We start from the raw sequence: 12,371 nt of genomic DNA on the forward strand, positions 1-12,371 counted from the left end.
CACATATGAAAGGTCGGAATTAAAATGAAAGATAATACTCAAACAATACCGCGACCATTAGTCAGGGCAAATCAATGGGTTATATTGGTTTCTGTACTAGGGACATGGTTCACTGGTCAGGAATGGTTGCTATGGATCCCACTACTATCAGGATTATGCGGGTTGTTTTTCCATTACAACCCAATAATGGCAGTCGCTAAACGGTTCCTCCGACGCCCATATTCCTACTATGTTTTGGAAGATAAACAGCAACAACAATTCAACCAATGGATTGCCACGATCCTATTGACTATCGCAATCGTCAGTCATTATTTTGGATGGACAGAAATTGCAATTCTCTCATCAGCCATGGTTGCAATTGCTTCATTTGTGGCGATCCTTGGTTTTTGTATCGGATGTTATTTACGTTATAAATGGAGTCAACATCGATTTAAGAGAACACAAAAAACTTTATAAATTCTACAGGCGGGCGAAATAAGCTCGCCTTTTTCTTCATTTTTCGAGATATATTTTGGGGTATACCCAAAGAATTGTGAATTATTACGATTAGTCTAAACAACGAAACAAAGGACTTCTTTCCTAAACCCACTCATTTTTTTCGGCCAAAATCACTACATAGCATAGACCACTTTAACTACTGGATATTATAAGGGAAATCGGGCTTTTGATAGTTATTTTCTCGACAACCTTCTTGTAGGATACTGCAGAAAATTGTTGCAATATTTTTAACATGAACATATAATTGTTCTTGAGTAAATATTCAGAAAAAACAAAAAACGAAAAAGGGGTTAGGTAATGTGCTGGAAAGCTTAGTAGGAGTTTTAAACGAGTATTTATGGGGGTATGTCCTGATAGCAGGATTGCTCGGACTTGGTCTATATTTCACAATCGCAACAAGATTCGTGCAATTCCGTTACCTAGGGGAGATGGGACGAGTTCTTTTTGAGAAATCCACTCTTCAAGATGGAAAAAGTATTTCTTCATTCAAATCGTTCTGTATAGGTGCAGCCACCAGGATCGGTACTGGTAACTTAGCTGGTGTCGCAGTTGCAATCGGTCTAGGAGGTCCAGGAGCTGTATTCTGGATGTGGATCGTAGCATTAGTCGGTGGTGCAACTAGTTTCATCGAAAGTACGTTGGCACAGGTTTACAAAGTGAAAGACAAAACAGCTTTCCGTGGTGGACCAGCCTATTATATCGAAAAAGGTTTAGGAAAAAGATGGTTAGGAATCATCTTTGCGGTATTAATCGCTATCACATTCGGACTTATCTTTAACTCTGTACAAAGTAATACGATTTCTGAAGCTTATGCTAATGCATTCGGTTTCAATGGAGCAGTCGTTGGAATTGTCATCACTCTTCTTACTGGATTGGTTATTTTCGGTGGGGTACAACGTATCGCAAACGTATCTGCAATTGTCGTTCCGATCATGGCAATTCTTTATATCATCATTGCGTTTATCGTATTGGCTCTTAATATCTCACAAATTCCAACAATGTTTGCGCTTATTATTAAAAGCGCTTTCGGACTTGAACAAGCTGTTGGCGGTGGAATCGGAGCTGCGATTATGAATGGTGTAAAACGAGGTTTATTCTCTAATGAAGCAGGTATGGGTAGTGCTCCTAATGCTGCTGCAACAGCAAGTGTTTCCCACCCAGCAAAACAAGGGTTCATCCAGACGCTTGGTGTATTCGTGGACACGATTGTTGTATGCTCTGCAACCGCATTTATCATCTTGATGTCAGGAATCTATTCATCTGGAGATGTAGCAGGTATCCAGTTACTGCAAGATTCACTTGGAGATCACATCGGTGGCGCTGCAAGTATCTTCATTGCCATTGCGATTTTCTTATTCGCATTCAGCTCGATAATCGGAAGCTACTATTATGGTGAAACGAATATCGAGTTCATCAGGGAAAGTAAACCTGCGATTTTCGTTTACCGTTTGTTGACGATGTCATTGGTAATGGTTGGATCAGTCCTTCCACTTGCTTTCGTCTGGACCCTTGCTGACTTATTCATGGCTCTGATGACAATAATCAACCTTATAGGTATCGCCTTACTTGGCAAAGTTGCCTTCAAAGTCCTTAAAGACTACGAATTGCAACGTAAGGAAGGTAAAGACCCTACATTCAACCCTAAAAAGCTTGGTATTCACAATACTGAGTGCTGGGGAGACGATGCTAAGAAAAAGGATGAATTAGTTGGTTAATTGATCTATAAGATAAAAGGGCGGGAAAATCTCCCGCCTTTTTATTTTGGATTTAATTTTATGATAAAATTCATTTAAACTATGTGTATACTAAAAAGGAAGATGATTATGGATCGCAAAAAGTCACTCTCAGGTACTGTTGTAAAGTAAATTTAAGAAAAAGAATTGCATTAGGTGATCCTGGGTGCGAGGTGACCATCTTCTTCCAACCAAATGACGAAGAGGGTCTTGTGTATAAAGATATACTTATTACACCAGAGCACGGTACCATTTATATGGGAAGAAGAGACGATTCGAAGCTTAAATGAAGAATTACGGAAAAGTGATGAAATGGTCTTTAGTTTGTTAAATAAGCTAGAAGACTTACGTGAACAAGTAAAAGAACTACATAAGATATGAGTCAATTTTTATTGTCGAAGCATGAGAAGTTTAGACGAAAGGGTATTAATATTTAGGCATTGCCTTCATACTAAGATCATAAACAACTTCCTTAAAATACGAGATTTTACTACTCAATTTTTTAGGGACTATGTTGTTTTGTTTATAAAAGAATGGATGTGAGAAATGATTGTGGTTAAATGATTATGTCCAGTCGAATACCCAAAAGAGATGCATGGATCATCTAGATCTGTTAGGGGTAGATAAGAAAGTAAAACAACTTGTATCCATGTACATAGAATTGGCTTACCACGAGGGAGAAAGAAATAAAGAAAACGAACTGAATCATAACAAGGTGAAGATATGAACCTTTTGGATCAAGAAATAATCCAAAAGGTTTTTTGTTTTATAAATCGATAAAAAAGAAAATCTTGACAATAATAATAGAAATGACAGTAAAGGAGAATTACTCGTGAAAATAAAAGATGGAACTGTTTATCAGATTATGGATAACTCATTAGGTAACTTCAATTCCGCTAAGACCTTGAAAATTACATCCCATCATAGGAGTGTCGTATCATTTAACCTAGGGAATCAACAAGGCTATGGGTCAATGCCCATCCAACATTTAAGATATCTATTGAAACGAAATTATCTTACAGAATTAATAGATGAACGAAAGAAGGTAAACTGAGAAGGTATAGCAGGTTCATTTCCAATGCTTAGTAGTTGAAATAAATCCGACATATTTAGTACGATTTGTTTATTAAAGAGGTTGGAGTGAATGCTGATGTGGGATGTATACGAACCTTTTATAAAAACAAAGCGACAGAAAGAATTATTCAGCTTATCAGAGCATCTTGCAGCTAAAGTCCGTAAAAGAGCTGCGGAAACAGACCGTAAAGGATCTTTTTCCCTTGAAAATCTTAAAGACCTGAAAGATACAGGCTATGTGGCATTGTCACTCCCAAAAGAACTCGGTGGAGAAGGTCTTTCACTCTATGAATTTGTTCTGTTACAAGAAAAACTTGCTGAAGGGGACGGTTCAGTTGCATTGTCAATTGGATGGCACCTTGGTATCATCATGGAGATACGCGATGAAAATCTATGGGAACCTAGTACATTTGAATGGCTGTGCTCGGAAGTGTCAGCACATAAAAAGATCATTAATCGTGCAGCAACTGAACCTGCAACTGGAAGTCCCACAAGGGGTGGGATACCTGAGACGAGAGCTGTAGCAAATGAGTCTGGATACACCATCACTGGACGTAAATCTTTCACGACAATGGCTGAAGTCCTGGATTATTATCTTGTTTCGGCCTATATCGATGAATTTGATGAAATTGGCTGGTTCCTCATCGAAAGAAATCAAAGCGGAGTCTCTGTTGAACATACTTGGGACACGCTGGGAATGAGAGGGACAGGAAGCCACGATTTAGTTTTGAACGGTGTTCATGTCGACAAAAGCAAACTTGTTGAACTTAAAGCATCCAAACAGGAAAAACCAATTCCGAAAGGTTGGTTATTACACATACCTTCATGTTACCTCGGTATTGCTATTGCAGCTCGAAATGAAGCCATTGAATTCGCTAAGAATTATCAGCCTAATAGTTTACAGACACCGATATCTGAAGTCCATCATGTAAAAGAAAAGGTTGGACAAATGGATCTTGAATTATTGAACGCCAGGCACTTTATGTATGCTGTTACGGAAAAATGGGATCACTACCCAGAAGAAAGAATAAGACTCGGACCAGAATTAGCTGCAGTAAAAACGATCGCAACAAATGCTGCCAACAAAGTCGTAGATCTAGCAATGAGAATTGTTGGTGGACGAGGGCTGTCAAAAACGTCCAGCTTTGAACGATATTACAGGGATGTGCGAGCCGGTTTGCACAATCCGCCTATGGACGACGCTGTAATCCAAACCCTTGCACAAAGAGCACTTGATGATAATTAACTTTTATTTAATGGACTCTGCTACGCAGAGTTTTTTCTTTGTAAATTTGAAAAAAGGTTCGACATCTAGTAAAATGGAAAATCGTGTGGCCCCCTCTAGGTAAATTAAACTATTCTATATAACTTAGGAAGGAGATAACAATGTCACTAGAACTACGACAACCATTTTCTAATGAACGTACTATGGACCCTGAAGAATTGGAATTTCAAGTGTTCCGCATGCAAGAAGACATGAAACGTATCGCGAAAAAGTGGGATGTAATAGGAATAGATCAGACTAAAGAGGAAAACCTAGTCATCATTTATAAATCTGAAGAAAAGAAACGTTGTAACATCATGCTCAACGATTGTGAAAGTGCTTTTAAAGGTATCTGGGACTTTTCAGTACAAGCCTATTATCCCGAGCCAGATCGAATCCATATTGGAGATATAAAAGGACCCGCTAATAAAGGTTACGGTTCCATCTGCCTGAATTATTTGAAAGAAATGGCAAAAGATAACAATGTCCCTAATATTACTGGTGATATTGCTGAACGTGATTGGGATCATGTAGATCGACTCTTGCATTTCTATGAAAAACATGATTTCCATGTAGAATTGGATTATGAGAATAAAGAAGGAAAAATACGTTGGAATCATGGATATTAGAACTCTAAATACACTAGGACTGACTCTAAAGCGTCTTTAACTCTACCAATAAGAATGGAAGTGAAGGGACTTTAGAGTCAGTCTTTTTTTAAAGATTGTGTTGGATCAAAACATTTTTAAATTGTTTTCCCTCAAACAATCGTCTAATGATTGAAGCGATTAAAAAGGATGATCTGATGTAGAAAGCATAATCGAACAATATAAGTTACAAAAGGTTGATAAAGATGACGTTCTTGGATCAGGGCTCACTCGTTAGCTTACACTTATGTAAAGGAACAAACGACTGCAGAGGATATCACACAGGAAGTGTTCGTCAAATGTTATATGAAATTGGATTCGTTCAAAGGGATTCACCCACCATTCAGTTGTTTTCCATATCGAGTGCAAGTTCATTTAGGGTTTGCTATTCTGAAATAGAGTAGAATTTCTTCAGGATAAGAGGGATGCAGCAAATGAAAATCATTCTGAGCAGAAAAGGATTTGATTCATCCGCAGGAGGTTATCCAAGTCTCATCTTAAAGGATGGTACCTTGCTGTCCTTACCGATTCCTGATGAAGACAGTATGGTCCATTACAATCATTTAAAGAAAGATAACACCACTTACTATAATCTGATGAGTTCGTTAAAAGAAAAAATCAAAAACGGAAGTAAATGGTCAAAACTTCATAAGCATACGAGTTGTCACTTGGATCCGGATCTAGATGCAAACATTATGGAAAGGAAAGAAGGCTGGAGAGGCATCTTTGGCCAAAGTGGTGGAGCACAACGTCATTTGGAAAACCAACGAGTTGAAGTGGGAGATCTTTTTCTTTTTTTCGGATGGTTCCGCAAAACAATCTAGGACGGGAAACGGATTTCTTTTGATCCAAAAGATCGGAATGGAAGACATATCATATATGGATATTTACAGGTGGGAGATATCCTTAAGGTGGATTCCTCTACTGAAGTACCAGACTGGATGATTGAGCATCCGCATTGTACACCTTTAAAACGAAGAAGAAAAGGGAATACAATTTATCTAGCCCGGAAACACCTAACCTGGAATGATTCCCTTCCTGGGCATGGTACCTTCAAGTTCGAAGAAAAACATGTCTTAACGAAAGAAGGCATGAATAAATCATGTTGGAATCTTCCAGAATGCTTTAGACATGTTCCGATCAGTTACCATAAACCTGAAAACTGGAAGGAAGATCATTTTCGATCAGTAGCAAGAGGGCAAGAATTCGTGGTAGGTGTCTCCAATGAAGTTATCCAATGGGCGAAACAGATCATCTCCCCTTGATTTCATGATATGTTTGGAAAGACATCAACCTCTATATTCCCCTTGATTGCACGAGAAATCATACATGATTTCTCTGCTTTCATGACAAGTTTCTCAACCAAACGGATATTGCCTTCAGTTGTATCTTTCAAGACGATTGAGGGACGGTGGATGATTTTTTTATAAGTGATCACTTGATTTGAAACATCCACAATTCCTTCAGATTCCATAGTAAGAGAAATTTTTTCGACTTTACTTCTTTCCATCATCGCCGCAAGGGTAATGATGTAACACGTGGCAGCTGCCCCTAATAACATTTCATCTGGATTGGTACCGATACCTGGACCGTCCATCTCAGGAGGGATAGATATCCTGGTTTGTAAATTCTTCGTTTCGATTTCCCCTACATCATTTCGAAGTCCCGGCCAAATAGCTTTTAAATGAAAACTGTGTTTTGCCATCAATATCAATTCCTTTCAAAATTACATCTATCTATATTTTATTTGTTCAACATTTTAAGCACAAATGTTTAAATCTCATTGAAGAAGGTATACAATAGAATAACACCACTTACTATTAATAAGTATACAAGGATCGGAGTGACCTTACATGGATCGGATGCCTTTAAAAGGAATCCATCACGTCTCAGCAATTACTGGAGATGCGAAGAGAAATTATGAATTTTACACAAAAACATTAGGTCTGCGCCTCGTAAAAAAGACGATCAATCAGGATGATCCTACAGTTTATCATTTGTTTTATGCAGATGAGCGCGGGAACCCCGGAACTGATCTCACCTTTTTTGAAATACCGATGGCCGGAAGAACGTACAAAGGAACGAATAGCATTTCAACTACTTCATTACGGGTTCCAAATGATGAATCTTTAGTTTACTGGAAAAAGCGTTTTGTAGAGCATGAAGTAGAACATGGTGAAATTACAGAAGAATACGGTCGTGCGACCTTAGCTTTTCAAGACTTTGAGGGTCAGCGTCTATTGCTGGTTTCAGATGAAAACAACGATGGGGTGCCTCCAGGAAAACCATGGGACAAAAGCCCAGTCCCTGTAGAATATGGCATTCAAGGTCTGGGGCCGATCTTTTTGACAGTACCTAAACTCGATCTGTCTGAAGCGATCCTACTAAACGTACTTGGGTTCTCGAAAAATGGGACATACACGAATAGGGATCATCATGACGTGTCAGTATATGAAACCGGACTAGGCGGAACCGGTGGAGAAGTCCATCTGATTCATCGAGAAGATTTACAACCTGAACGACAAGGGCGTGGAAGTGTACATCATGTTGCTTTCAGAGTCGAGAATGAAGAGGAATTGAAAAAATGGACCAGTTATTTGAAAGAACTACGTATACCGAATTCAGGTTTCGTAGAACGGTACTACTTTAAATCTTTATACTTCAGAGAACCGAATGGCATTCTGTTTGAGCTAGCGACAGATGGACCAGGTTTTGAAGGAGATGAAGATTTTGAACACTTAGGGGAAAGCCTAGCATTGCCTCCTTATTTCGAACAGGATCGTAAAGAAATCGAAGCCCGTTTGAAGCCGTTGGAAACGAAGCAATAGGACTAGTTAGAAGGAGGATGAGCATGGAGCACATTTATACAGAAGGAAAAGATAAAAATGCCCCGATATTATTATTGCTGCATGGAACAGGAGGGAACGAGAAGGATTTGTTGCCTCTTGCTGATATGATCGACCCGAATGCTACGATTCTAGGTGTCCGAGGTAATGTATCAGAAAACGGGATGCCTCGATTCTTCCGTAGGCTTCGCGAGGGTGTTTTTGATGAAGAGGATCTGAAATACCGAACAAAAGAGTTATATGAGTTTATCGATGAGATGGCTTCCCAGTACGAATTTGATAGAAATAAAGTCGTCGCCATCGGGTATTCGAATGGTGCGAATATTGCTGGGAGTCTAATGTATCATTACCATGATGCATTAGCCGGTGCGATCCTTTTTCATGCTATGGTCCCATTACGGGCCATGCAATTACCTGATTTAGAAGGTACACCTGTCTTCATTGGTGCTGGAGAAAACGATCCACTCATCCCAATGTATGAAACGAAAGAATTGGCAGAAGCCTTACGAAATTCAAATGCCGATGTGAGGGAGTTTTGGACGAAAGGCGGACACCAGTTGACGAGGGAAGAAGTTCTCGAAGCCCAAAAATGGTACGCTTCTAATATGAAATAGTGCGATTTAGTGAGTGACCTAGAAAAGGCTGCCATTTCTAGGTCATTTTATTTTTCATCTCTACAGGTATCCATAATCAAAATCCTGAGCAGATAACACTACAATATAACCATAATTGGTGTAAGATGGTATAAGGACCTACTATGAAAGAAGGCATCATCAGACATGAAGAACCAAAATGTTTTACAAAAAGATAAAATATGGACACGTGATTTTATATTCGTTTGTTTATCAAACTTTTTTATTTTTGCAGGCTTCCAGATGACCTTGCCCACACTCCCTTTGTTCGTCAATGAACTAGGCGGTAAGGATGAAATGATTGGGATGATTGTGGGTATCTTTACATTCTCCGCTCTCATCATACGTCCTTGGGCTGGCCACGTTTTAGAGACCCTTGGCCGGAGATTCGTCTATTTGATCGGTCTCGTAGTCTTTATTGTTTCTGTCGGAGCCTATTCATTTACATCCAGTATCGTGTTGTTATTCTTATTGAGGGTTGTACAAGGTCTGGGGTGGGGGATGTCCACAACAGCAGTCGGAACGATCGCTACAGACTTGATACCACCGAAACGTCGTGGAGAAGGAATGGGCTTCTTCGGCCTAGCCGGAACCCTGGCTATGGCATTCGGACCAGCTCTTGGGTTGATGTTGGTAGCAAAAGCGAGTTTCTCCGTCACTTTTGCTATCGCAGCTATATGTGGATTGTCATCCTTGGTGATCGCCTCACTTATCCACTATCGTCCTGGTGAAAAAAGCCATGCTCCCCAAAGAAAATGGGATTTGTATGAAAAAACAGCACTAGTACCAGCATTATTACTGTTTTTCATCACCATGGCATTTGGAGGTATAACCTCATTCCTGCCATTGTATGCCGAGCAATTGAATATCGGGGGAATTGGTTGGTATTTCACTGTTTTCGCCATCTCCCTGATGGTTGTCCGACCGTTCTCTGGTAAGCTTTATGATAGAGCAGGGCATAAAGCCGTCTTCCTGCCTGGCACCTTTTTAATACTGATCGCAATGATTGACCTAGCTTTCCTGGCCAATGAATGGATGTTACTTGCTGCGGCTCTGTTTTTCGGTGTCGGTTTCGGTTCTGTCCAGCCAGCGCTCCAAGCCTGGGCTATACAGCAAGCACCGAAAAATAGGAGAGGCATGGCCAATGCTACTTTCTTTTCATCCTTTGATTTAGGTGTAGGTACTGGAGCCATGGTTTTTGGAGTCATCGCATCCTGGGCAGGATATAGTGAGATTTATATTGCTTCCGCAGTATCAGTCACCATTTCGATGCTTCTATATGTGTTCATCACGAAGATGGTCCCTGAAAGGGGACGAACACGACAAGGACAACTTACCAGGTAGAAAAACACACCGCATTCTTTGGAGGCCACTGAAGAACTGTCTGTTTTTAAAAATTTCACTTGGTTTCTCACGAAAAACAGCTGTTTCGGATTCATTTTTCACCAAAACAGCTGTTTTTTTGAAACGAGACGGAATATCTTGCCCCTTTTTATTTCATCAGCTTTTGGATTCTTTTTAAATTAACAGCGAAGATTGCCATCGCACCTTGTATATGCATACCTTCAAGACCCGAAGATGAGGCTACCTCATATCCGTGTCTATGCTTTAATTCACTATTCTTTGCCTCGATCTTATATCGCTGCTTAGCCTTTTCTTTAAACTCCTCACTATTTTGGTATTCAAGTTGGTTCGTATGTTCTGCCGATTTTATACTTACGGAATACGTTTTCGTTTTCGCCCCCGGTGTATAACAACCGTCTCTTAATGAGCATCGTTTACACTTTTCCACATCAAAATAATACGTCATCTTCTGGTTCTTACTCTGGTTTTTCTTTCCTTGTTTCGCTTTTCGAATCGCCATATGACCTACGGGACACACATACATACCTGCGTCCTTATTGAACTCGAATTCATCCTCTTCTTTACGGTTTCCATGAGAAACGGTGGGGTTCAGTTTCGCCACTCATTTTATCTGGTGATCAGAAATATATTTCAGGTTGTCCTTCTCGGAATAAGCAGTGTCCCCAATAATGGTGTCGATGTCCATACCACATTCTTTACTTTTTTGAATCAAGGTTTCGAGTTGTTTCCCATCATTTTTTTCTCCTGTTGTAACTGTCGCTGCGGTAATAATGCGCTCTTCACTCATCGCCAGGTGGGTCTTATACCCAAAGAATGAGGAGTCCGCTGATTTGTGGCCAACACACGGGCGTCAGGGTCCTCGGAGTGTTCAAGGAACTCGATGTCATCCTCCACAGTTTCCTTTAAGAGGTTCAGAGGTTCTTTCACTCTGGGGTATTCTTTCAACGTGGGTTCTTTGTCGATTACCTCAACAAGCTTTTGAGTATAATCGATTTCGGCTTCAATTGTATCCGCTTGGGGCTTTTTCGGGAACTTTTCTTTCATGGATTCATCAATCGAATAGATCTCTTTTCGAACCTTTTTGGATCGATTACGGAGTATTTCTTGCGGTGTCAGTTGATTGTACTTCGCTTTCGTATGAGTGGCGTCCACAATGATTGATTTGGATTGAATGATGTTTTTTTCAATAGCGATCTCGACCGTTTTTCCAATCAAAAGATCAATAAGATATTGTCTTTTAAACGTTCAACGAACTTGTTGATTTTTCATTTGTCTACCATGAGTTGAAAAATAAGTATTGCCATGATAACGGACGAAACGCCGTGCATCCGATTCGTATGTTCAAATACCTTCTCTTAAAAACGATTTATAAATTATCCGACGCGGACCTTGTGGATCGTGCACGGGTTGACATGTCTTTTAAGTTCTTTCTGAAGATGGCGCCGGAAGATGAGGTTATTGATTCCAGTTTATTGACGCATTTTCGCCGTAAAGCCCATCTTTCTTCCGATAATGGAAAAAAGATGGGCTGATATTTAGAATATTGGACTTTTTCAGTGGCCTCCATTCTTTGCGGTGTGTTTTTTTTGTAGCACCATTAGGGGCACCTGATGCAATTATTTTTATTTTGGTGCAATTCATGAATTTCAATAATCAGAAATACGTCAACCTGATAAAAGTTGATGAATTAATATCAACAATATTATTCCTAAGTACTTTTATAAGCCGGGAAATCGGTTGTAAGGTATTCAGTGAGGTCTACTCTCAACCTCTTACAGCTTTCGCATCGAACACAAATGGACCGAACGGGAGGACAGAGGCGAGAATTCCCAAAGCCGCTTTCGTGAAGCTCCAGTTCTGATTGAATTTCAAATACACGACCATCATACAATAGAGGACGAATAACCCCCCATGGATCGCACCGACAACCGTAACTGCCATTGGATAATCGAACATATATTTCAAGGGCATTGCGATACCTAACAAGAGGAGAAAAGAAATTCCCTCTGAGTAACCGACGATTCGAAACGTTCTTAACATATTCATCAAAGCTTCAACTCCAATACATCGTAGTTTCTTAGACTCTGTGGATCACTTGTACAGAAATTATCCCAAAGTCATTATAACAGGCAAGGCTTCTGGAAATACGCTGGCTTTTTATAAGATTTATGACAATTTCATTGGATTTAAGTCTATATTTTTTTATTCTTTTTTACTCTTGACAAATACTGAGGTTCTTTAATAGTATAGGTATAAGTTTTTAATAGTCAGACGATTAGTTGAGATGAGATTAGAGTAGAGTTTGAGAGAGT

12 protein-coding genes and 3 pseudogenes are annotated in these 12,371 nt (G+C 39.7%); 12 read left to right on the forward strand and 3 right to left on the reverse strand.

The annotated features are described in order from the left end of the window. Positions 1 to 24: 24 nt before the first annotated feature. From ACJROX_RS16420 to ACJROX_RS16455, 8 genes and pseudogenes are all read left to right on the forward strand, one after another. The gene (locus ACJROX_RS16420) at positions 25 to 456 is read left to right on the forward strand and encodes a DUF4395 domain-containing protein (RefSeq protein ID WP_408006294.1); all 432 of its coding nucleotides are present in this window, start codon (positions 25 to 27) and stop codon (positions 454 to 456) included. 341 nt (positions 457 to 797) lie between these two features. After that, complete coding sequence (locus ACJROX_RS16425) at positions 798 to 2,213, forward strand: alanine/glycine:cation symporter family protein (RefSeq protein WP_408006295.1); 1,416 nt, start codon at positions 798 to 800, stop codon at positions 2,211 to 2,213. A gap of 83 nt (positions 2,214 to 2,296) precedes the next feature. Further along, positions 2,297 to 2,521, forward strand: coding sequence for a hypothetical protein (locus ACJROX_RS16430; RefSeq protein ID WP_408006296.1), 225 nt, complete (start codon positions 2,297 to 2,299; stop codon positions 2,519 to 2,521). 305 nt (positions 2,522 to 2,826) lie between these two features. Beyond that, a complete protein-coding gene (locus ACJROX_RS16435) occupies positions 2,827 to 2,958 on the forward strand; it encodes a hypothetical protein (protein ID WP_408006297.1) in 132 nt (43 codons plus the stop codon). Positions 2,959 to 3,381: 423 nt separating this feature from the next. Then, positions 3,382 to 4,551, forward strand: coding sequence for an acyl-CoA dehydrogenase family protein (locus ACJROX_RS16440; protein WP_408006299.1), 1,170 nt, complete (start codon positions 3,382 to 3,384; stop codon positions 4,549 to 4,551). Between the two features lie 140 nt (positions 4,552 to 4,691). Continuing rightward, positions 4,692 to 5,198, forward strand: a complete 507-nt coding sequence (locus tag ACJROX_RS16445; protein ID WP_408006300.1) for a hypothetical protein — start codon at positions 4,692 to 4,694, stop codon at positions 5,196 to 5,198. A 237-nt stretch (positions 5,199 to 5,435) separates the two neighbouring features. Continuing rightward, complete coding sequence (locus ACJROX_RS16450) at positions 5,436 to 5,615, forward strand: sigma factor (protein ID WP_408011686.1); 180 nt, start codon at positions 5,436 to 5,438, stop codon at positions 5,613 to 5,615. Between the two features lie 35 nt (positions 5,616 to 5,650). Continuing rightward, positions 5,651 to 6,481 (forward strand): annotated as a pseudogene (locus ACJROX_RS16455) (hypothetical protein). A 2-nt stretch (positions 6,482 to 6,483) separates the two neighbouring features. Here ACJROX_RS16455 and ACJROX_RS16460 read toward each other — a convergent pair. Next, on the reverse strand, positions 6,484 to 6,921 hold the full coding sequence (locus ACJROX_RS16460; RefSeq protein WP_408006301.1) for an OsmC family protein: 438 nt from the start codon (positions 6,919 to 6,921) through the stop codon (positions 6,484 to 6,486). Positions 6,922 to 7,069: 148 nt separating this feature from the next. On the opposite strand from ACJROX_RS16460, the gene ACJROX_RS16465 reads away from it, so the two are divergent. The 3 genes from ACJROX_RS16465 to ACJROX_RS16475 all read left to right on the forward strand — a co-directional run bounded on the left by ACJROX_RS16465 (position 7,070) and on the right by ACJROX_RS16475 (position 10,038). Beyond that, entirely contained in the window at positions 7,070 to 8,044 is a 975-nt protein-coding gene (locus ACJROX_RS16465) for a ring-cleaving dioxygenase (RefSeq protein ID WP_408006302.1), read from the forward strand. A gap of 23 nt (positions 8,045 to 8,067) precedes the next feature. Beyond that, entirely contained in the window at positions 8,068 to 8,676 is a 609-nt protein-coding gene (locus ACJROX_RS16470; protein ID WP_408006303.1) for an alpha/beta hydrolase, read from the forward strand. Positions 8,677 to 8,841: 165 nt separating this feature from the next. Next, a complete protein-coding gene (locus tag ACJROX_RS16475) occupies positions 8,842 to 10,038 on the forward strand; it encodes an MFS transporter (protein ID WP_408006304.1) in 1,197 nt (398 codons plus the stop codon). A gap of 148 nt (positions 10,039 to 10,186) precedes the next feature. Here the strand turns inward: ACJROX_RS16475 and ACJROX_RS16480 are convergent. Then, positions 10,187 to 11,286 (reverse strand): annotated as a pseudogene (locus tag ACJROX_RS16480) (transposase); the annotation flags it as partial. A gap of 23 nt (positions 11,287 to 11,309) precedes the next feature. Between ACJROX_RS16480 and ACJROX_RS16485 the strand changes: the two are divergent. Continuing rightward, positions 11,310 to 11,549, forward strand: a pseudogene (locus ACJROX_RS16485) (transposase); the annotation flags it as partial. A 274-nt stretch (positions 11,550 to 11,823) separates the two neighbouring features. On the opposite strand, the gene ACJROX_RS16490 reads toward ACJROX_RS16485, so the two are convergent. Further along, positions 11,824 to 12,105, reverse strand: coding sequence for a DUF3817 domain-containing protein (locus tag ACJROX_RS16490; protein ID WP_408006305.1), 282 nt, complete (start codon positions 12,103 to 12,105; stop codon positions 11,824 to 11,826). Positions 12,106 to 12,371: the final 266 nt, after the last annotated feature.

It is taken from the genome of Pseudalkalibacillus sp. A8 (assembly GCF_045920555.1).
Classification (GTDB): domain Bacteria; phylum Bacillota; class Bacilli; order Bacillales; family Fictibacillaceae; genus Pseudalkalibacillus.

Coding starts and splice junctions, on each gene's coding strand:
- ACJROX_RS16460 (WP_408006301.1), bottom strand. CDS start 6,921: ATGGCAAAACACAGTTTTCATTTAAAAGCTATTTGGCCGGGACTTCGA.
- ACJROX_RS16445 (WP_408006300.1), top strand. CDS start 4,692: ATGTCACTAGAACTACGACAACCATTTTCTAATGAACGTACTATGGAC.
- ACJROX_RS16440 (WP_408006299.1), top strand. CDS start 3,382: ATGTGGGATGTATACGAACCTTTTATAAAAACAAAGCGACAGAAAGAA.
- ACJROX_RS16470 (WP_408006303.1), top strand. CDS start 8,068: ATGGAGCACATTTATACAGAAGGAAAAGATAAAAATGCCCCGATATTA.
- ACJROX_RS16490 (WP_408006305.1), bottom strand. CDS start 12,105: ATGAATATGTTAAGAACGTTTCGAATCGTCGGTTACTCAGAGGGAATT.
- ACJROX_RS16475 (WP_408006304.1), top strand. CDS start 8,842: ATGAAGAACCAAAATGTTTTACAAAAAGATAAAATATGGACACGTGAT.
- ACJROX_RS16420 (WP_408006294.1), top strand. CDS start 25: ATGAAAGATAATACTCAAACAATACCGCGACCATTAGTCAGGGCAAAT.
- ACJROX_RS16465 (WP_408006302.1), top strand. CDS start 7,070: ATGGATCGGATGCCTTTAAAAGGAATCCATCACGTCTCAGCAATTACT.
- ACJROX_RS16435 (WP_408006297.1), top strand. CDS start 2,827: ATGGATCATCTAGATCTGTTAGGGGTAGATAAGAAAGTAAAACAACTT.